This is a genomic window from Psychrobacter sp. AT9, assembly GCF_047272965.1.
Lineage (GTDB): Bacteria > Pseudomonadota > Gammaproteobacteria > Pseudomonadales > Moraxellaceae > Psychrobacter > Psychrobacter glaciei.
This window is the reverse complement of record NZ_JBKOTW010000001.1, coordinates 2267766-2287176: the sequence shown is the minus strand read 5'-3', so window position 1 is coordinate 2287176 and position 19411 is coordinate 2267766. Positions and strand designations below refer to the sequence as shown.

The window sequence follows — 19411 nt, the reverse complement described above, 5'->3', positions numbered from 1 at the left end:
AGTGACTAATGAAAAGTTTGTACAAGCATTAACTATAGATAACAAAAAACGCCTGCTATGGAACAGGCGTTTTCTATTTTTCAGCTTGGATTTATTTAACTGAATTTTTTTAACTCAAAATCAAGCTGTCATCTTCCACTTTCTCACCGCGCGTTTGCTCAAACATATCGAGCAAATCATGCACCGTCATGCCTTGACGCTTATCTCCTGCCACATCTAGCACCACTTGTCCTTGATGTAGCATGACAGTTCTAGTGCCATGTGCCAAGGCTTGCTGCATCGAGTGCGTGACCATCATGGTGGTCAGTTTATTATCCGTGACGATTTTATCGGTCAGCTCTAACACAAAGGCGGCTGTCTTAGGGTCAAGGGCGGCAGTATGCTCATCAAGCAAAAGTATCTTGGATGGCTGTAGTGAGGCCATGAGTAAGCTTACCGCTTGGCGTTGGCCACCAGATAATAGCCCCATACGATCCGTTAGACGATTCTCTAATCCAAGCTTGAGAACAGCCAGCTTTTCTCGAAACAGTTCACGGTTATTTGGGTTTAATGCAAAACTCAAACCGCGTTTACCACCGCGCTTATAGGCCAACGCCATGTTTTCTTCAATGGTCAGTGCTTCACACGTACCAGCCATGGGATCTTGAAAGACACGAGCAACCCAATGGGCGCGTTGGTGTGCGGTCTTTTTAGTAACATCGATGCCATTTAATAAGATTGAACCGCTATCCACACGTGTCGTACCACTTACTGCATTTAAAAAAGTCGATTTCCCCGCGCCATTGGTACCGATAACGGTGACAAATTCACCGTCAGCGATGTTCAAATTAATACCACGCAGGGCAGGGTTTTCGATGGGTGTGCCGGGATTAAAGGTCAACCGCAAATCTGTGGCTTGCATCATAATCGTTATTCCTTATATTTGCTTCAAGCTTGGCGGATGGTTATCGCCTATCACCGCTTTAGTAGTTTGATATTAAGCCCGTACTTTACGACTTAAAAACTTGGTTTTGGCTTTTGGTAACACCAATGCGAACACCACCAGCAGGGCAGTAATCAAGTTCAAATCTTGCGGGCCAAAGCCAATACTACGCAATGTGTCGCTTGATAGTGCCACTTGAATAAATAGTTTATAAAGGATGGCACCAATAATCACGGCAACGGTAATCAACCAAATGCGTTTGGCAGGAATAATCGTTTCACCGATGATGACGGCTGCTAAACCAATGACGATTGTGCCGATACCGATAGAGATATCCGCGCCGCCCTGAGTCTGGACGAATAGCGCCCCTGCAAGAGCAATCAAACCATTGGAGACGGCCATACCGATGATGGTCATCCATGAAGTATTGATACCTTGTGCTTGTGCCATGCGCAAGTTAGAGCCAGTCGCACGCATGGACAGTCCAGTTTCGGTATTATAAAACCAATCCAGCAACAACTTTGCAGCGATAACGACCACGCCAATAATTAAGCAGCGCATCCAGTAGCCATTACCATCGGTGACTAGCGTACTGAATACGGTAGTTTCACCCAGTAGCGGCAAGTTTGGTGCGCCCATAATACGTAGGTTGACTGAATATAGTGCCACCATGACCAAAATACTGGCCAATAACTGCAATATACCAAGCTTTACATGCAACCATGCAGTGACAATACCAGCGACCGAGCCTGCCAGCATACCAAAGGCACATGCCAGCCAAGGATTGACACCAGCAACGATAGAGATACCAGCGACTGCGCCCCCTAATGGAAAACTACCGTCTGCCGTTAAGTCGGGAAAGTCGAGAGTACGAAATGAGATAAGTACGCCAAGTGCGACGAGGCCGTAAATCAGACCACTTTCAAGTGCACCAAAAAAAGCAATTAAAGACATAAGGTATCAGTAAGTCATAATCAAGCGTTTAGCGATTATTATCATAGATAAACAGGCAAGCAGCAATGAATAGTGCTTTCTATAGTCTAGAGTAATCTAAACGGCTAAGCGGTGAATTTAACAGATTAAGCAATCTGCGGTTAGGGTAAACCAAAACATCTTCCTATGAGGAATGAGCATAAAATACCTTGGTTCGAAATTCGGTTTTAATGCTTATATCACATTAAAAATAACCCAGCTCATATACCAGTAGCTGGGTTATTTTTATACTGAAATAATAGCAGTAAACACAAACGACAATCTATCATTAATATCATCGTTTGACTCGATGCTTATATTCAGAGGACGCTATTCTACCACTTCTTTTGCTTTATCAATAACGGCTTGTGGCAATGTGATGCCTTCCGCTTTAGCATTTTTTGGACTGACATATAAATCAAGCGCTTGCGGTGTATAAACAGGAATATCACCTGCTTTTTCGCCATTCAAAATACGCACCACAATTTTACCGGTTTCGCGACCAAGGGCATAATAGTCAACGCCTAATGCAGCAATAGCACCACGTGCAACAGAGCTGGTGTCTGAAGCAACCAGCGGGATTTTGCTTTCTTTGGCGACTTGGAACAGCGACTCGTAAGCAGAGACCACGTTATTATCGGTTGACGTGTAAATCATATCAACCTTGCCAGCTAAGCTACGTGCTGCCATGGCAATATCCGTACTGCGCTGAGCAGGCGCTTCGTGTACGGTGATGCCCATTGGTGTCAGTTTTTCTTTTAGATTTTTTAGGATGATAGTAGAGTTCACTTCACCTGGGCTATAAACGTAACCCACATTTTTCAAGCTTGGAATAATTTGGCGCATCAATTCAATTTGTGGCTCATAAGGGAGCGCATCAGAACCGCCAGTCACGTTGGTGCCAGAACCGTCAAGCTTTGATACCAGTTTGGCTTCTACTGGGTCAGTCACCGCAGAGAATACCAAAGGAATAGTGCTGGTAGCTGCCGCAACCGACTGCGCTGATGGCGTACCAATGGCAACGATAACGTCTGAGTTGTCTGCAACAAATTGCTTGGCAATCTGCCCAGCGGTTGCCGTGTTACCCTGTGCGCTCTGGAAATTAACAGTTAAGTTTTCACCTTCTGTAAAGCCTGCTTCAGCAAGCTCTTCAATCACGCCTTTACGCACGTCATCAAGGGCTGGATGCTCAACAATGGCCGTAATGGCAACCGTTTTCATAGCGGTAGCAGCATCGCCAGTGGCGGCGCCATCATTAGCTGTGGTGTCTTCTGCTGACTGGCTACAACCGGTCAAAATAGCGGTACAAACACCGCCCCATAGTAAGGCTTTAGCAAAACGATTCTGATACAACATGGGTGTTACTCCTAAAAATAATAATGTGTCCATACATAAATAATTAACGTACTTATTAGGCGTTTACTGCTGGTTAATGCTCTTATTACTGACTACTTGTTATCGGTTTTTGCTTTGGTATCAACGTTGACTGCGTTTTTCATCATCTCTGCTGATAGGCTAACGCCTTGTGCTTTGGCATGCTTCGGACTGACATATAAAGTTAAGTCATTCATGATCTCAGGCTTGATGGTGCTGACAGCCTCGCCATTTAAAATTCTATAAACCATTTTGCCGGTCTTGCGACCAAAGTCATAGTCATTAACGCCTAAAGCAGCCGTCGCCCCGCGTTGTACACTAAACTCATCAGAGGCCACAATCGGCATTTTTAGCTCATTTGCCGCTTGTGTCATGGCTTCAAACGCAGACGCTACGTTATTGTCCATTGAGGTATAGATGATATCAGCGCGTCCTTGTAAGCTACGCGTTGCCATACCAATATCGGTTGGGCGATTGGCAGGTATATCGAGTATAGACAATCCACGCGTTGGCAAGATTTCTTTGAGTCTGTCACGCAGTGCTACTGAATTGGCTTCACCAGGGCTATAGACATAACCGATGGTTTTGGCATTGGGCTTGATTTGTTGTAATAAGTCAATTTGTGGCTCTAATGGCAACTGGCTTGACAGTCCGGTCAAGTTATCTTGAAACGGAGTGCCATCTGCATTGATGAGCTTGGCTGCAAGTGGGTCTGAAACCGCCGTATATACAATTGGCACGCTTGTGGTGGATGCCACAACCGATTGTGCTGACGGGGTAGAGATAGCCACGATAGCATCTGGATTGTCTCCTGCGAACTGCTTGGCGATTTGTCCAGCAGTAGCCGTGTTTCCTTGCGCGCTTTGGAAGTTAATAGTCAGATTCTGGCCTTCGATATAACCATTATCTGCTAGTTCATCAATGATGCCGCGGCGCATATCATCTAGCGATGGATGCTCAACAATCTGCGTGATGGCCAGCGTTTTGGCTGGTTTATCTGTCGTTGTCGTGTTATCAGTAGTTGCCGTATCGTCAGCGTTTGAGCAGCCGATTAGGCCGAGCGTACTGATGGCAATGCTGCATAGGCTTAGGCGTAGAGTAGAAGCAATGGTCATTATTAGTCTGGCTCATAGGTTAGAGAATGCAGGTCAGCCGAATGACAGCAGTATCAGTTCTGTAATATCAGTTCTGTGATGTCAATTCTGCGATAGTAGGCTAACATTGAGGTGATCGATCCCTTGATCATGATGGCTATATTATGACAGCAATGTAACTTATCGCAATAAAAAATTAATTTGCGTTTGTTATGGTGATAGATAGAATGAAAATCATAACTTTTTTTTGATATTTTAGAGATTGCTATAAGAAAAAGATGCCACTAAGGACATTTTTTTGTTCAATATAATTACAATTAAAAAGCCTACAAGCTAGCAACGCACCTATTACGAACTCGCTTTATAATTAAAGTAAGCTAATTTTGATACGAGAATTATTGTGAGTCTAAAATTTTTACCATTCCATTATTACGCTGGCGTGGTGAATGTACAGCACACTCTAATATCTCCTTAAGTTTTTTCGAATGAATATTTTAAGGATAATAATATGAACACTGCTAATTTTAAACTATTAATCATTGCCGGTATCACGGCTACTTCATTAATTTGCTTGCCTGCTATGGCAAAAGACAATCATGGAAATGGTAACGGTAATGGGCACGGAAACGCCAAGGGTAACTCTGCTCATATTAGTAAAGATTACAAGCATAGTGGCAACGCCCACCCAAATATTAATGCTTATCGCAATGCTAGCTCGAATGCCTCATTTAAGCGTGATCTCGATAAATATGGTTACAGAGTAGTCGGCAATATTGATAAAAGAGATTATGATCGTTCTGTCGTTTTGGACCGTTATGATGATCGTTACGTCCGTCTTCGCACCCCAGAAAACAATATTGTGACGGTGATTAATGATACGTTGCAGATCATCGATGTTTTAACCAGATAAATATAAGATTCGATTTTTAACCATTTTATAAATCAACCATAAAAAAGATGCCTCTAGGGCATCTTTTTTATTTTTTACTACCAAAAATCACCGTTAAGCTAGCACGTCACCGACGATACAAGCATCAGGCAAGGTAACGACCGTCAATCCTGTCTTTGGATCACCAGTTGATAGCACCATGCCTTCTGATACGCCAAATTTCATCTTGCGCGGCGCAAGGTTGGTCACGCAAATGACCTTTTTGTTAACCAGTTGCTCAGGCTCATAAAACTTACGGATACCACTGAACACATTGCGCGGCTTGTCTTCACCAACATCTAGCGTGAACTGTAATAGCTTGTCCGCACCTTCTACATGGTTACAGGCTAAGACGTGAGCCACTTTCATTTCAACTTTGACAAAGTCTTCGATACCGATATAATCAGCTTGGTCAGCACTTGCATCTGTTGCAGGTGTTTTATCCTTTGCGGCAGGCTTGCTACTTTCAGTTGCGGCAGGAGCGTCTGCTTGAGCTAATGATGCTTTAGAATCTTCAACCATCGCAGCAACATCTTTTTCTTCGATACGCTGCATGAGTGGTTTGAACTTGTTGATTTTATGACCCAGCAACCATTGGTTACGGCTTGCGAAGTCTAAGCTATCAATGTTCAAAAACTCTTTTGCATTGGCGGTCAGTTCAGGTAGGACAGGAGCAAGATAAACCATTAACTGACGGAAGATATTAATGGCTACCGAGCAGACATCTTGAACTTCTTGCTCTTTGCCTTCAATTTTGGCCAGTGACCATGGCTTTTTGTCATCAATGTATTCATTAGCCTTGTCTGCACACTGCATGATCAAGCGCATGGCACGCGAGAACTCACGGTTCTCGTAGGCAGCAGCAATCTCATCACCCGTTTTGGTGATGTCTTCTAATAGCTCTGACTCGACGCAAACTTCTGACAGCATGCCGTCATATTTTTTCACCAAGAATCCAGCGCTACGACTGGCGATATTGACGACTTTACCAACCAAGTCAGAGTTGACCTTTTGCATAAAGTCTTCTAAATCTAAGTTAATGTCTTCAACTTTGTCAGACAGTTTGCTGGCAAAGTAATAACGCAAGTATTCAGGATGCAAATGCTCAGCATAAGTTTCGGCTTTGATAAAGGTGCCGCGTGACTTGCTCATCTTTTCGCCATTGACCATCAAAAAGCCGTGAGCAAAGACGCCAGTTGGTGTGCGGAGTTCGCTACCAGCTAGCATCGCTGGCCAAAACAAGGCGTGGAAGTAAACGATGTCTTTACCGATGAAATGATAGACTTCGGTTTTGTGCTCGTTTTCTTGCATCCAGTAACGGTCAAAATCAAGCGCTTGGTCTGTACCTGCACGTTTATCGCATAGGTTTTTAAAGCTTGCCATGTAGCCAACTGGTGCATCTAGCCATACATAAAAATATTTGTCTGGCTCATCGCTTGGCGTATCTGGAATTTGGAAACCAAAATAGGGCGCATCACGTGAGATATCCCAAGTGGCTAAACCGGCTTCAAACCATTCTTGTAGCTTGTTGGCAACAGAGGTTTGCAAACGGTTATCGCTGCGTGTCCAATCTTTTAAGAACTGCTCAAACTCTGGCAAATTAAAGAAATAATGCTTAGAGGTTTTGAGCACAGGTGTCGCGCCCGATAGCGTAGACTGTGGGTCTTTAAGTTCGGTGGCATTATATGTGGTGCCACATACTTCACAGTTGTCACCGTATTGGTCAGCTGATCCGCATTCAGGGCAAGTGCCTTTGACAAAGCGATCGGCCAAAAACAATTGCTTTTCGGGATCAAAAAGTTGCTCGACATCTTTAGTGCTGATATGCCCAGCGCTATTAAGACGACGATAAATCAGCTCAGAGAAATGCTTGTTTTCTTCTGAATGGGTTGAATGATAATTATCAAAATCAATCAAAAATTTACTAAAATCGGCCTCATGTGAAGCTTTAACTGTCGCAATCTGCTCTTCTGGTGTGATGCCGTTATCTTGAGCTTTGAGCATGATCGCCGTACCGTGTGCATCATCCGCGCAGACATAGGTAACCTGATGACCTTGCGCTTTCATGGCACGTACCCAAATGTCGGTCTGAATATATTCTACAAGATGCCCCAAATGGATATAGCCATTGGCGTAGGGCAGCGCACTGGTTACTAGAATCTCACGCACAAAATCACCTATATTTTTATAAAAACGGGTTAGTTATCGAACATCTTAAGCGGTTAGTCACTCGTCGATGCGATGTTATCAATACTAAAAATAATAAAAATTCAAAAAGTGTGCCTATGATACCGTAATTCAGATAAATTTGTGATATTCCTTAGTAATTACTTATCGTTTGTCAGGCATCTGTCAGCCATAAACAATAGGCTTGCGCCATATTTGATAGTTATAGAATGGTTATAGAGCAGCCACAAAAAACCCACCAAGCATTTTGCCAAGTGGGTTTTTTATTTATCCATTATTCGCTTAGATACCAGTAGTCAGTAATAGTAAATAACTAAGCTAGCTTAGAATGAGCCAAACATAGTACCTAAGGTAATAACAGCAACCACAGCCACCAATGGAATGACCATCGTAACCATGGCTAAGTTTAAGTAAGACTGCTTATGGGTCAAACCACAAATGGCGAGTAAAGTAATGACCGCACCACTGTGTGGCAGCGTATCTAAACCACCTGCCGCCATGACGGCCACACGGTGCATTAGTTCAGGGTCGATACCAGCATTGACCGCCATTCTTAGATAATCTTCACCCAATGTCGATAGCGCAATACTCAAACCGCCAGACGATGAACCGGTAATGCCAGCAAGTGTGGTCATAGCGACCGCTTCTGAGATGAGCGGGTTATCAGGAGTTAAGTTTAGAATGCTGTCACGAATGATAAGAAAGCCTGCTAATGAGGCGATAACTGCACCGTAACCCACTTCTGATGCGGTATTAAAAATCGGCAACATAGAATCATAAGTACCACGGTTAATGGTTTTCTGTAGATTGTTCCAATGACCAATACGCAGCAAAATTAGCACCACACAAGCCAAGACTAATGAGATGATGATTGACCATAATCCAAGTGAGCCTGCGATATTTAGGTCTGGAAACTGGGCTTGTAGACTACTGAAGTCTATCGAAGGAAAAATTGCATAAGTTAATAAGGCATTCAAGCCGATGACCAATACCAGCGGAATCATAGCAACCGTAAATGAGGTTTGGTGAGTACTTAATACCTCAGCTTCTTTTGCAGTTGCACCAACACCGCCCACATCTTCATCATCATGCTGACCATAGCCTTCGCCCGCTGCATTGGCTTTTTTGGCACGTGATTGCAACCACAACCAACCGCAAATAAACATGATAGTACCGCCGATAATACCCAAAATAGGCGCGGCAAATACGTTGGTATTGTAATAAGGGATTGGAATAGCGTTCTGAATGGCTGGCGTGCCCGGTAATGCAGTCATGGTAAAGGTAAATGACCCAAGCGCAATGGCAGCTGGAATTAAGCGTTTCGGAATATCAGCGGCTTTAAACAAGTCTTTGGCGATTGGATAAATGGCAAATGCCACGACAAATAACGACACACCGCCGTAGGTCAAAATGGCACAGACCAAAATCACAGCAAGAATGGCTTTGCTGGCACCGAGCTTTTCGACGACCGTATTGGCAATGGCGGTTGCCGCGCCAGAGTCAGCCATCAAACGCCCGAACAGTGCACCTAGCAAGAATATAGGGAAGAACTTGAGTAAGAATCCACTCAATGCACCCATAAATACATCAGTATAGGCAGGGATCGTACTTAAAAAATCACCTGACAGTAAGACGGCTAATGTCGCCATAATCGGTGCTAAGATCAGCACAGAATAACCGCGATAAGCAAAAAACATGAGTAATAATAGAGTAATGACAATAGCAAGTGTACTAAACATGACGGCCCTCCTTGGCAAAATTAAAGTAGCGAGTATTTAGAGCATATCAATAGGAGTCAATGGTAAAATTCAGCAGTACAGCATGGTAAATGGTTGTTATGTCATGCATATTTGTACTGATGAAGTGTTGATAGGCGATACACTCAGCGGCTGCGCTCTTCCTTATGGTTTCTGTCTTATGGATATCCTCTAGTCGCTATGAGAATAATGTGCTAAGTTAGCATAAGTGTTTTATATATGATATACCGATATAGAATGTATTACTTTAAATAATAGTTCTTATAATTTTGAATGTTAAGGGGTGCTCTCATTTTTATCACCATTTTTAAAATGAGGACACGCCCTAGTCAAGCTGCATAAGTAAAGCTGCATATAAAATATTAAATAAAAAAGGAGTTTAGTATGAGTCAATCAAAAGTATATAGCAGTGCCGAAGAAGCGCTAAAAGGCATCGTTAGCGATGGACAAACCCTTGCTATCGGCGGCTTTGGTCTGTGTGGTATTCCTGAAGCGTTAATCGAAGCTCTGCGTGATAGTGGGGTGAAGGATTTAACTTGTATTAGTAATAACGCAGGTGTCGACGACTTTGGTCTTGGTTTGTTATTACAAACTCGCCAAATCAAAAAAATGATCTCCTCTTATGTGGGTGAAAACAAAGAGTTTGAGCGTCAATATTTGGCAGGTGAGTTAGAAGTTGAGCTGACCCCGCAAGGAACGTTGGCTGAAAAACTACGTTCGGGCGGCGCAGGTATTCCTGCATTCTACACAGCAACTGGTGTCGGCACACTGGTAGCTGAAGGTAAAGAAACACGTGATTTTGATGGGCGCACTTATGTGCTTGAGCATACATTGCGTGCTGATGTGTCATTAATCAAAGCGCAAAAAGCAGATAAATCGGGCAACTTAATGTTTAACAAAACCGCCCGTAACTTCAATCCAGACTGCGCCATGGCAGGCAAAATTACCATTGTCGAAGTAGAAGAAATTGTAGAGACTGGCACGTTCGATCCTGATGAAGTGCATCTGCCTGGTATCTTTGTGCAGCGTATTGTATTAAATAACAGCCCTGAAAAGCGTATCGAAAAGACGACAATCAAGGCAGCCGAAGGCGCTTAATTGATAGCATTATCGAAATATTTCTAAAAGATGACATTAATAATAAAATATTGTAATACCATTTCCGAAAATTGGAGTAGCAAGGAAAACGAGTGAAAGTGCTACATTTAGTAGACTCAGCGAGTTTGACACCGCTAATCATATTTTTTGGGGTGGTTATAAAAATAAGGAAATTACCATGGCATGGACAAGAGAGCAGATGGCACAGCGTGCCGCAAAAGAATTAGAAGATGGCTATTACGTAAATTTAGGTATTGGTCTACCAACCCTAGTTGCCAACTATATTCCTGAAGATGTGGATGTCTGGCTACAGTCAGAAAACGGCCTGCTAGGTATTGGCGAGTTTCCAACGGCAGAAAATGTCGATGCTGATTTGATTAACGCTGGCAAGCAAACAGTGACCGCAGAACCAGGCGCCAGTTATTTTGGTAGTTCAGAGTCTTTTGCGATGATTCGTGGCGGTCATGTTAATCTTGCAATATTGGGCGCGATGGAAGTCTCAGAAAAAGGGGATTTGGCCAACTGGATGATTCCTAAAAAAATGGTCAAAGGCATGGGCGGTGCAATGGATTTAGTCGCTGGCGTGCAGCGAGTCATTGTGTTGATGGAGCAAGTCAACAAACACGGAGAACCAAAAATCCTTGCCAATTGTGAGCTACCATTAACGGGTAAAGGGGTCGTTGATCGTATCATTACTGAGCTTGCGGTACTCGATGTGACTGACAGTGGCTTGAAGTTAGTTGAGCTGGCAGACGGGGTCAGCTTCGAAGAACTCCAAGAAAAAACGCCAGTGAGTATTGCCCAATAAGTGAGCATTGCCCAATAATAGTATTCAGAAAAGCTATGTAATGAAAGGATATAAAAGATGGCGACTCAATTACAGCATGATTTGACAGGGAAGGTAGCGTTGGTCACTGGCTCTGCAAGTGGTATCGGTCGTGACATCGCTGAAACTTATGCAAAAGCAGGCGCTGCGGTTGGTATTGCAGATATTAATCTTGAAGCAGCGCAGAAAACAGTTGATGCTATCGAAGCGGCTGGTGGGCGCGCATTGGCAATTGCCATGGATGTTACTTCAGAGGATGCGGTAAACGCAGGTGTGCAGCAGCTAGTCGATACCTTTGGTGGGATTGATATTCTCGTCTCCAATGCTGGTATTCAAATCATCGACCCAATCAATAAAATGGCATTTGACGACTGGAAAAAAATGCTCGCTATTCATCTAGATGGGGCATTTTTGACCACCAAAGCTGCCGTACAGCATATGTACAAAGACGATAAAGGCGGTACGGTCATTTATATGGGTTCTGTGCATTCGCATGAAGCATCAATGTTTAAAGCGCCTTATGTGACTGCTAAGCATGGACTACTTGGACTGTGCCGAGTATTGGCAAAAGAAGGTGCCGAGCACAATGTGCGCGCGCATGTGATTTGTCCTGGCTTTGTCAAAACGCCTTTGGTCGAAAAACAAATCCCGCAACAAGCGGCTGAAAAAGGCATTAGCGAAGAATCCGTAGTGAATGATATTATGTTGGTCAATACTGTCGACAAAGAATTCACGACGGTCGAAGACATTGCTCAGTTGGCACTATTTTTAGCAGCATTCCCAAGCAATGTATTTACGGGTCAGTCTATCGTTGCCAGTCATGGTTGGTTTATGAATTAATATACAGATATAACTATGTAAACCACAACGTCAGTCCTACTGGCGTTGTGGTTTTTTTATGCGTCCAATTCAGCTACACTGTCATCATAAAAGGTTTGGCTAACATGCTCATGAGCTATATTGTTGACGCTATTTACGACAGTATTCACTGAGTTTTTACCATACCTAACCACTTGTATAGGCAGTAACGGTCACTATGTTTAACTTTATGAAGAAAACCTCCACCAAAAAAACAGAAACACCAGAGCAGCGGGCAGAGCGCGATAGTGCTGTGGACAAGGTACTGCTTGGTTACGAAGTAGGTACCATTAGCATTGCCACCATGGTCACAGGACTTGAGCGCGATGGCGATCAGCTTACCTTAGATTTGCGTCTTCCCGTAAATAGTAACCCTGAAATCATCCAACAAGAGCTCGGGCAGCTGCTACATCCGCACGGTATCAAAGCGATTCACATGAATGTCCGTCTGCCAGCACCAGCGAAAGGGACAGGATCAAGCTTACCGAAGGCAATGCCCAAGACCACCAATGCAATGGACAGCCAAAGCAAGTCGTCAGAAACGACTGGTAGTAAGACAACTGATGCCGAACCGCCGATTACCAAAGCCGCACCGACACAAGCATCATTGACAGCGCATCCGCGTATTCGTCATATTATCGTGGTGGCGTCAGGTAAAGGCGGTGTTGGTAAATCAACAACTACCGTCAATATCGCCTTGGCATTACAAAAGCTGGGCAACCGTGTTGGCGTGCTCGATGCCGATATCTACGGCCCTAGTATGCCAACCATGCTGGGCGTCGATAATGTCAGACCTGAGCTAGAAAATGAGCAGTTCGTTCCTATCAATGCGCATGGCATGGCGATGCTATCGATTGGCAGCTTGCTCGACGGTGACAATACGCCTGTCGCGTGGCGCGGACCAAAAGCCACTGGTGCCTTGATGCAGCTGTATAATCAAACCAATTGGCCGCAGCTAGATTACTTAGTGATTGATATGCCACCGGGTACGGGTGATATCCAATTGACGCTAGCACAGCGCATTCCCGTAACGGGCGCCGTGATTGTCACGACGCCGCAGCATATTGCCTTACTTGATGCGCAGAAAGGCGTTGAGATGTTTAACAAAACCAATATACCAGTGCTTGGCGTGGTCGAAAACATGGCGCTGCATACCTGTAGCAACTGTAATCATACCGAAGCTATCTTTGGCACAGGTGGCGGTGAAAAAATCGCTGAGCAATATCAAGTGCCGCTGTTAGGTCAGTTGCCATTAGCGAGCGGTATTCGTGCACAAGTGGATAAAGGTGAGCCAAGTGTCTTAGCCGATGATGAATTTGCACCTTACTATATGAGCATTGCTAAAAATATTGAAGCCAATATTAATAAATTTGCCAAGCCTATCGATGATAAGCGTATTTTTTAATGGTTTTTAATGGCTTCTAGTAATAGTTAAATAGCCTAAGTAAGTAAAGTTTGAAGGGCTTGGATTTTTAAAAAGGGAATATTGTGAGCTTATCGATTTATCAACGTCATTTAGACAATATTCCCAAACAGTATAGGTTACTGAAATTATTCCGCCCACCGATATATGTGATTGAACTCTCAAACAATCAATTGATTGCCGTTTGCTACTATAAAGATGGGAGTAGCAAACGCTATGAAGTCCATGCTGATTTTAGCAATCGTCGAATGGTCATTGCCGATTTTTTTAAAGCATTACAGGCGCTGACTGATCTACTGCTTAAATTTCCCAAACATCCATTTGGCATAAATGGTTTTGCCGTAGTCAATGTGACTGAAGAGCTGGCAGATGGATTGACGTCGATAGAGATTAAAGCGGTGAGAGAGGCAATTTGGGCAGCCTCAAGGCAGGCAAAAAGAAGCGTTATAAGTACCGCAGTCAGCTACCAAGGACAGGTAGTTTCTCAATGAACTATGGCTAGGATGCCTTAATCATGAATCAAAGTCGCAACGACCAAAATCAACAACACTTATCCACCCGCATTAAGCCAGTTGTTCTCAATGAGCTTGTTCAAAACGGTCAGCCTACTTTTGGCATCTTTGCTCACGTCAAAAATATCAATTATTTGGACTATCACAGCCATCTTATCTCACAAAAAACCTTACCAAATTGGCGCAAAGAATTAAAGGCCAACCAATTCTGCTTTATCCAAATCATTCAGCCGCCTTATCGAGTCTGTCTAGCATTGGCGACGATTAAGCTGGCAACCAGTGCTTTTGTTTATCTTTACAACGATGAGACGGATGAGTTGGAGGTTTGTGAAGCATTGCAGCCGTTGACTCGTCATACGCTATTGGAGGGTGATTGTCATCAAGGGCAAATGGCGTTTGTCCATGCGAATTTAACCGTGACACTAGACTTTATGCCTTCACAAGTTAAGGTGGCGCTGGACAGTCAATATATCGCATTACATGCGACACTGGCGCGGCAAGCGCAGCCACTGGCTATCTGCACACCAACTGGCAGGCGTGGCTGGACGTTTACGCAAAAAGAGCCATTAACAGCCATATCTGGTCATTTGCTTATTAAAGCCAATTCAAAATTTAACACTGATGCCCAAGCCAAACAAATCCACTTTTCCCAAACGACTATCGCCAATCTAGATTGGACGCTCGGCTATATGCGTCACAAGACCAATTGGTTCTGGACCTGTATTAATCACTATTTGCCCGATGGTCGTCATTTTACGTTGAACTTGTCGATGGGCGTCAATGAAACAGGGGTTAGCGAAAATGCGTGCTGGCTGGCTGGGCAGATTTATTATCTACCACCGGTGCTATTTATACGTAAAGATTTGGATACATCCGTGCAAAATACTTGGCGTGTCTATCATCAGAATCTAGGCTGGAGCAACGTGGATATTGACTTAACCTTTACACCGATGACCGTTTATAAGAAGACGGATAACTTTGGTGTGCTTGCCAGTATCTTTGAGCAGTGGCTTGGCTTTTATAGTGGTGAGATTCGCATCAAAAATGAGGTGATTAAGTTTGATAAGGTGATGGGCTTAGCAGAAGATCACTTTGCCAAATGGTAGATTGTAAAATATAGGTTGATGATAATTAGGCTATTGGACGTATTAATTTTAAAGTCGCCATTGCTCTATAAATTGAGCCTTCAATTCCGTATAATCGTCGCTATTAAATATTTGCTAAGGAACAACAATGTCTATCAAATCTGACCGCTGGATTCGTAAAATGGCCGAAGAACATGGCATGATTGAGCCATTTGAAGCGGGTCAAGTACGATTTAATGATGCAGGTGAGCGTTTGGTCAGCTACGGTACGTCAAGCTATGGTTATGACGTGCGCTGTGCCCCTGAGTTTAAAGTCTTCACCAACGTGCATTCAGTCGTCGTTGATCCTAAAAATTTCGATGAAAAAAGTTTTATTGATATCGTCGGTGATGAGTGCATCATTCCGCCCAACTCATTTGCGCTAGCACGCACCATGGAATATTTCCGTATTCCACGTGACGTATTAACGATTTGCCTTGGTAAATCAACGTATGCCCGTTGCGGAATTATCGTCAACGTCACACCGCTTGAGCCTGAGTGGGAAGGGCATGTGACTTTAGAATTTAGTAATACTACCAATTTGCCAGCGCGTATTTATGCGGGTGAAGGCGTGGCGCAGATGCTATTTTTCCAAAGCGATGCTGATGACGTATGTGAGACCAGTTACAAAGATCGCGGTGGTAAATACCAAGGCCAGCGCGGTGTGACTTTACCAAGAACCTAATCGTTAAAAACCCAAGCGCCAAGAACCTAAGCGCCAAGAACCTAAGCGCCAAAAACCTAAGCGTTTTAAAAGCCGTTACACTTTTAGACTGACAACAAAAAAGCTGGCCGTATTCAATACGACCAGCTTTTTTATGTAGAAAAACCGACTATTTTAAGACTTTTAAGCCTGCTTTATTATCACGTTTCGGCTTGGGTGCTGCTGTTGGGTTTTTCTTAGCAGCAACTGGTGAATCGCCTTCAGGCTGATAATTGTCATATTCATTGGGATCAAAAAACATCCCTTGCGAGTTCTCTTTCGCATAAATACCTAGCACCGCCGTCAGTGGTACCCAAATATCTTGTGACACGCCGCCAAAACGCGCACTGAAATGTATATAGTCATTTTCCATACTCATATTACCAGTGGCACGGCTGGCGATATTCAAGACAATACGACCATCTTGCACGTGTTCGGTTGGAATTTGCACATTTTCAGCCGTTGCATCGACCATCAGATAGGGAGTCAGGTCATTGTCTTCTATCCACTGGTATAGCGCACGTACCATGTAGGGGCGGGTCGGAGTAATAGAGGTGGTTTCGCTCATCTGATGATTTCCTATACTAATGATATTTTATAATTAAAAGACAGTTATTTCAGTAATTTATCAGAGGATAAAGGCTACTTAACGTCTGTTTTATTGGTACTTATTCTAGGACAGCTTTTTATACTTGTCTAGGGCGTGTCTTCATTTCAAAAATGGTGATAAAAATGAGATAAATTGCCGTCAAACAAGAAAAATAGCGCAGATAATATCGGGATATTAACCAGCCATTTGACGATGTTTGGCAAGATTTAGCCATTTTTAGCCCATTTAGATGACTATCGAGTAAATTGAAGACACGCACTAATTAACGCACGCTTTTTTGAAAGCTACTGCGCTCAAAGACTCTCGTTTGATAGTCAAACAACGGACGACTAATAGCCCGAGGTAGTTCGATGCCCATCTCCTCAAGTCGCCATAATAAAGGCGCGAGTAGTACATCACACCAACCAAACTCATCCGCCATAAAGTAAGACTTGTGAGCAAACAGCGGTGATAAGGTAATCAATGAATCAGCGAGTTGCTTTCTTGCCAAGGCAGCTTGTGCTTTGTTAAAGCTATCGGGATGCATAAGCAGTCGCTTACCGAGCACCAACCAATCACGTTGTATACGCCATGCCAATTGACGAAACTGAGCTCGCTCTTGCGGGGTGTCAGGCAGCAGTTTATTGGCATGATAACGTTCCTCAAGATATTCAAAGATGACGTTAATTTCATAGAGCGCAATCTCGCGCTGTTGCAGAACAGGCAAGGTGTGATAGGGGTTGAGCTCAGTCAAATCTTCAGGACGCTCAGAATGCAAACGTGATAAATAATAAGCGAGCTTCTTTTCTTCAAGTAATAGGCGTACTACATGACTGTCGTAGCCGTCATCAGCGTATAAAATCAGCTGACTACTGGGAATGTCATTCGCATCAATCATGAAAGCCTAATGTTAATAGTGAAGGTTGTCATCGTAAACAAAGTCGCTGTGTTTATCAAGGTAACTCGCGTAAATGTTGCTGGTGAGCGCTTTATTTGTCTGATGTCTTGAGTTTTCATTAGATATTAAACCATCAAAACATAAAAAAGGCACTACCGAAGTAGTGCCTTATATAATGCTTAGTTTTTATGCTATCTACTTCTATTTATTTTACATCTTTCCAGAACTCTTTGTTGAGCAAGTAGACTGGGATGAGTAAAACCAATAAGAAGATAATGACGAAGAAACCAATTACTTGACGGTCGTGACGAGCAGGCTCACCCATCCACGCCATAAAGTTAACCAAATCACCGACCTCAGACTCGAACTCTTCTTGACTCAATTTTTCTTGCATGTTGTGCAAGACATGAGGCATTGCAGCGTTTGCAAGCACTAGGTTATTGGCGCCCCAAGGACGACTTGGATCTTCATAAAATGATAGTAGGTAAGTATATACCCAGTCATCGCCGCGCAGTCTTGTCTCAAGTGACAAATCTGGTGGCGCAGCACCAAACCATGAGGCCTGAACCTCAGGGTCAATCTCAGCATTGATATGATCACCGATCTGATCGGTCGTCACCATCAAGTATTTTTCGACCAGCTCAGGTGGAATCTCTAAATCTTTAGCGATGCGAGAGTGACGAACATACTGTGCTGAGTGACAACCTGCACAGTAATTCATAAAAGTCTTGGCACCGTTTTGTAGTGAGCCTTTATTGGTAAAGTCGATAGGGGCTTCACTACAGAGTAAGTGCTCTTCGACACCCTCAGCATTGGTGAATGTGCCACACCCACTGCCCGCTGCCAGTGCAGTACCAGCAGTCAAAGTCAGTGCCGCGCCTAAGCCTAAACCAGCTAGGGATTTAATTAGCGTGCTCATTAGTGACCTCCGGTAACGCGTTCTGGTGGCTGTTTACACTTCTCGATAGAAGTATAAATTGGCATCAGTAAGAAAAACAAGAAATACAAGACAGTGAAGATACGAGCCATCAATGTTGCTGTTGGTGTTGTTGGCGTCGCGCCTAAGTAACCTAAAACTAAGAAACTAATCGCAAACACGGTTAAAGCAATTTTAGATAAAATGCCTTTATAACGTATAGAGCGTACCGGCGATCTATCGAGCCATGGTATCAAGAACAATACGGCAATCGCACCACCCATCGCAATCACACCACCCAGCTTGTCAGGGACTGCACGTAAAATGGCATAGAATGGCGTGTAATACCATACTGGTGCAATATGAGCAGGCGTCTTCAGCGAGTTCGCTGTCTCAAAGTTTGGTGGCTCAAGGAAGAATCCGCCGCCCTCTGGGAAGAAGAATACCACTGCAAAGAACAGGATAAAGAACACCACAATACCAACCATATCATGAACGGTGTAGTACGGATGGAACTCAATACCGTCTAATGGCACGCCGTTCTTATCTTTTAGCTTTTTAATGTCGATGCCATCAGGGTTGTTCGAACCCACATGATGCAGTGCCACTAAATGCATAAAGACCAAACCCACGAGCACTAAAGGAATAGCGACAACGTGTAAGGCAAAGAAGCGGTTTAGGGTGATACCGGAGATAATATAATCACCACGTACCCATTCGGCAAGACCGTCACCAATCACTGGCAACGCGGCAGGTAAGTTCAAGATAACCTGTGCACCCCAGAATGACATGTTGCCCCAAGGTAGCAAGTATCCGAAGAAACCTTCTGCCATCAATGCTAGATAGATACCCATACCGATGAGCCAAATAAGCTCACGTGGTTTTTGGTACGAACCGTAAAGCAAGGCTCTAAACATATGCAGATAGACCACCACGAAGAACGCCGAGGCGCCAGTGGAATGCATATAGCGAATAAGCCAGCCGCCTTTCACATCACGCATGATGTATTCAACAGACGCAAATGCCCCTTCGGCACTTGGGTTGTACATCATCGTTAGCCAGATACCCGTCACCAATTGGTTGACCAGTACGACCATAGATAACACACCAAAGAAGTACCAAAAGTTAAAGTTTTTTGGTGCGTAGTACTTGGACATGTGATATTCATAGGTTTCGGTCGCCGGAAAGCGCGCGTCCACCCAGTGCATGATTTTTTTACCCATACTCATA

18 protein-coding genes are annotated in these 19411 nt (G+C 43.8%); 8 read left to right on the top strand and 10 right to left on the bottom strand.

Annotated features, from left to right (window positions below; genetic code table 11):
- Positions 1–109: 109 nt before the first annotated feature.
- The 4 genes from ACMFL8_RS09475 to ACMFL8_RS09460 form a co-directional block, all read right to left on the bottom strand.
- Positions 110–904 (bottom strand): ABC transporter ATP-binding protein, encoded by a 795-nt coding sequence (locus tag ACMFL8_RS09475; protein ID WP_189580970.1) that lies wholly within the window; start codon positions 902–904, stop codon positions 110–112.
- 72 nt (positions 905–976) lie between these two features.
- Complete coding sequence (locus tag ACMFL8_RS09470) at positions 977–1876, bottom strand: ABC transporter permease (protein ID WP_194618938.1); 900 nt, start codon at positions 1874–1876, stop codon at positions 977–979.
- A 348-nt stretch (positions 1877–2224) separates the two neighbouring features.
- On the bottom strand, positions 2225–3250 hold the full coding sequence (locus tag ACMFL8_RS09465; RefSeq protein WP_194618937.1) for an ABC transporter substrate-binding protein: 1026 nt from the start codon (positions 3248–3250) through the stop codon (positions 2225–2227).
- A 92-nt stretch (positions 3251–3342) separates the two neighbouring features.
- Positions 3343–4383 carry an ABC transporter substrate-binding protein gene (locus ACMFL8_RS09460; protein ID WP_413190794.1) on the bottom strand — a complete coding sequence of 347 codons (1041 nt, stop codon included), beginning with the start codon at positions 4381–4383 and terminating at the stop codon, positions 3343–3345.
- A gap of 487 nt (positions 4384–4870) precedes the next feature.
- On the opposite strand from ACMFL8_RS09460, the gene ACMFL8_RS09455 reads away from it, so the two are divergent.
- A complete protein-coding gene (locus tag ACMFL8_RS09455; protein WP_413190793.1) occupies positions 4871–5272 on the top strand; it encodes a hypothetical protein in 402 nt (133 codons plus the stop codon).
- Positions 5273–5365: 93 nt separating this feature from the next.
- Here ACMFL8_RS09455 and metG read toward each other — a convergent pair whose 3' ends face one another.
- Positions 5366–7459: a methionine--tRNA ligase gene (gene metG / locus ACMFL8_RS09450; protein ID WP_413190792.1), complete on the bottom strand. Its 2094-nt coding sequence runs from the start codon at positions 7457–7459 to the stop codon at positions 5366–5368.
- A gap of 341 nt (positions 7460–7800) precedes the next feature.
- A complete protein-coding gene (locus ACMFL8_RS09445; protein WP_189581005.1) occupies positions 7801–9216 on the bottom strand; it encodes a GntP family permease in 1416 nt (471 codons plus the stop codon).
- Between the two features lie 402 nt (positions 9217–9618).
- Between ACMFL8_RS09445 and ACMFL8_RS09440 the strand changes: the two genes are divergently transcribed.
- The 7 genes from ACMFL8_RS09440 to dcd all read left to right on the top strand — a co-directional run bounded on the left by ACMFL8_RS09440 (position 9619) and on the right by dcd (position 15760).
- The gene (locus ACMFL8_RS09440) at positions 9619–10332 is read left to right on the top strand and encodes a CoA transferase subunit A (RefSeq protein WP_010199924.1); all 714 of its coding nucleotides are present in this window, start codon (positions 9619–9621) and stop codon (positions 10330–10332) included.
- A 178-nt stretch (positions 10333–10510) separates the two neighbouring features.
- Positions 10511–11140, top strand: a complete 630-nt coding sequence (locus ACMFL8_RS09435; RefSeq protein ID WP_413190791.1) for a CoA transferase subunit B — start codon at positions 10511–10513, stop codon at positions 11138–11140.
- A gap of 57 nt (positions 11141–11197) precedes the next feature.
- Positions 11198–11998: a 3-hydroxybutyrate dehydrogenase gene (locus ACMFL8_RS09430; RefSeq protein WP_352310006.1), complete on the top strand. Its 801-nt coding sequence runs from the start codon at positions 11198–11200 to the stop codon at positions 11996–11998.
- Positions 11999–12194: 196 nt separating this feature from the next.
- Complete coding sequence (gene apbC, locus ACMFL8_RS09425; protein WP_189581016.1) at positions 12195–13421, top strand: iron-sulfur cluster carrier protein ApbC; 1227 nt, start codon at positions 12195–12197, stop codon at positions 13419–13421.
- 83 nt (positions 13422–13504) lie between these two features.
- The gene (locus ACMFL8_RS09420; protein WP_413190790.1) at positions 13505–13930 is read left to right on the top strand and encodes a hypothetical protein; all 426 of its coding nucleotides are present in this window, start codon (positions 13505–13507) and stop codon (positions 13928–13930) included.
- 23 nt (positions 13931–13953) lie between these two features.
- A complete protein-coding gene (locus tag ACMFL8_RS09415) occupies positions 13954–15057 on the top strand; it encodes a DUF2804 domain-containing protein (RefSeq protein WP_413190789.1) in 1104 nt (367 codons plus the stop codon).
- Between the two features lie 127 nt (positions 15058–15184).
- Positions 15185–15760: a dCTP deaminase gene (dcd, locus tag ACMFL8_RS09410; protein ID WP_010199897.1), complete on the top strand. Its 576-nt coding sequence runs from the start codon at positions 15185–15187 to the stop codon at positions 15758–15760.
- Between the two features lie 148 nt (positions 15761–15908).
- Here the strand turns inward: dcd and ACMFL8_RS09405 are convergent, their stop codons facing one another.
- From ACMFL8_RS09405 to ACMFL8_RS09390, 4 genes are all read right to left on the bottom strand, one after another.
- Positions 15909–16346, bottom strand: coding sequence for a ClpXP protease specificity-enhancing factor (locus ACMFL8_RS09405; protein ID WP_413190788.1), 438 nt, complete (start codon positions 16344–16346; stop codon positions 15909–15911).
- 304 nt (positions 16347–16650) lie between these two features.
- On the bottom strand, positions 16651–17265 hold the full coding sequence (locus tag ACMFL8_RS09400; RefSeq protein ID WP_413190787.1) for a glutathione S-transferase N-terminal domain-containing protein: 615 nt from the start codon (positions 17263–17265) through the stop codon (positions 16651–16653).
- A 205-nt stretch (positions 17266–17470) separates the two neighbouring features.
- Entirely contained in the window at positions 17471–18184 is a 714-nt protein-coding gene (locus ACMFL8_RS09395) for a cytochrome c1 (protein ID WP_189581025.1), read from the bottom strand.
- Entirely contained in the window at positions 18184–19404 is a 1221-nt protein-coding gene (locus ACMFL8_RS09390; protein WP_010199888.1) for a cytochrome b N-terminal domain-containing protein, read from the bottom strand. Before ACMFL8_RS09390 ends, ACMFL8_RS09395 begins: the two co-directional genes overlap by 1 nt.
- Between the last annotated feature and the right edge of the window lie 7 nt (positions 19405–19411).

Excerpts from the sequence above, each read along its gene's own strand:
- ACMFL8_RS09475 (WP_189580970.1), bottom strand. The coding sequence starts at position 904 with ATGATGCAAGCCACAGATTTGCGGTTGACCTTTAATCCCGGCACACCC.
- ACMFL8_RS09470 (WP_194618938.1), bottom strand. The coding sequence starts at position 1,876 with ATGTCTTTAATTGCTTTTTTTGGTGCACTTGAAAGTGGTCTGATTTAC.
- ACMFL8_RS09465 (WP_194618937.1), bottom strand. The coding sequence starts at position 3,250 with ATGTTGTATCAGAATCGTTTTGCTAAAGCCTTACTATGGGGCGGTGTT.
- ACMFL8_RS09460 (WP_413190794.1), bottom strand. The coding sequence starts at position 4,383 with ATGACCATTGCTTCTACTCTACGCCTAAGCCTATGCAGCATTGCCATC.
- ACMFL8_RS09455 (WP_413190793.1), top strand. The coding sequence starts at position 4,871 with ATGAACACTGCTAATTTTAAACTATTAATCATTGCCGGTATCACGGCT.
- ACMFL8_RS09445 (WP_189581005.1), bottom strand. The coding sequence starts at position 9,216 with ATGTTTAGTACACTTGCTATTGTCATTACTCTATTATTACTCATGTTT.
- ACMFL8_RS09440 (WP_010199924.1), top strand. The coding sequence starts at position 9,619 with ATGAGTCAATCAAAAGTATATAGCAGTGCCGAAGAAGCGCTAAAAGGC.
- ACMFL8_RS09435 (WP_413190791.1), top strand. The coding sequence starts at position 10,511 with ATGGCATGGACAAGAGAGCAGATGGCACAGCGTGCCGCAAAAGAATTA.
- ACMFL8_RS09430 (WP_352310006.1), top strand. The coding sequence starts at position 11,198 with ATGGCGACTCAATTACAGCATGATTTGACAGGGAAGGTAGCGTTGGTC.
- apbC (WP_189581016.1), top strand. The coding sequence starts at position 12,195 with ATGTTTAACTTTATGAAGAAAACCTCCACCAAAAAAACAGAAACACCA.
- ACMFL8_RS09415 (WP_413190789.1), top strand. The coding sequence starts at position 13,954 with ATGAATCAAAGTCGCAACGACCAAAATCAACAACACTTATCCACCCGC.
- dcd (WP_010199897.1), top strand. The coding sequence starts at position 15,185 with ATGTCTATCAAATCTGACCGCTGGATTCGTAAAATGGCCGAAGAACAT.
- ACMFL8_RS09405 (WP_413190788.1), bottom strand. The coding sequence starts at position 16,346 with ATGAGCGAAACCACCTCTATTACTCCGACCCGCCCCTACATGGTACGT.
- ACMFL8_RS09400 (WP_413190787.1), bottom strand. The coding sequence starts at position 17,265 with ATGATTGATGCGAATGACATTCCCAGTAGTCAGCTGATTTTATACGCT.
- ACMFL8_RS09395 (WP_189581025.1), bottom strand. The coding sequence starts at position 18,184 with ATGAGCACGCTAATTAAATCCCTAGCTGGTTTAGGCTTAGGCGCGGCA.
- ACMFL8_RS09390 (WP_010199888.1), bottom strand. The coding sequence starts at position 19,404 with ATGGGTAAAAAAATCATGCACTGGGTGGACGCGCGCTTTCCGGCGACC.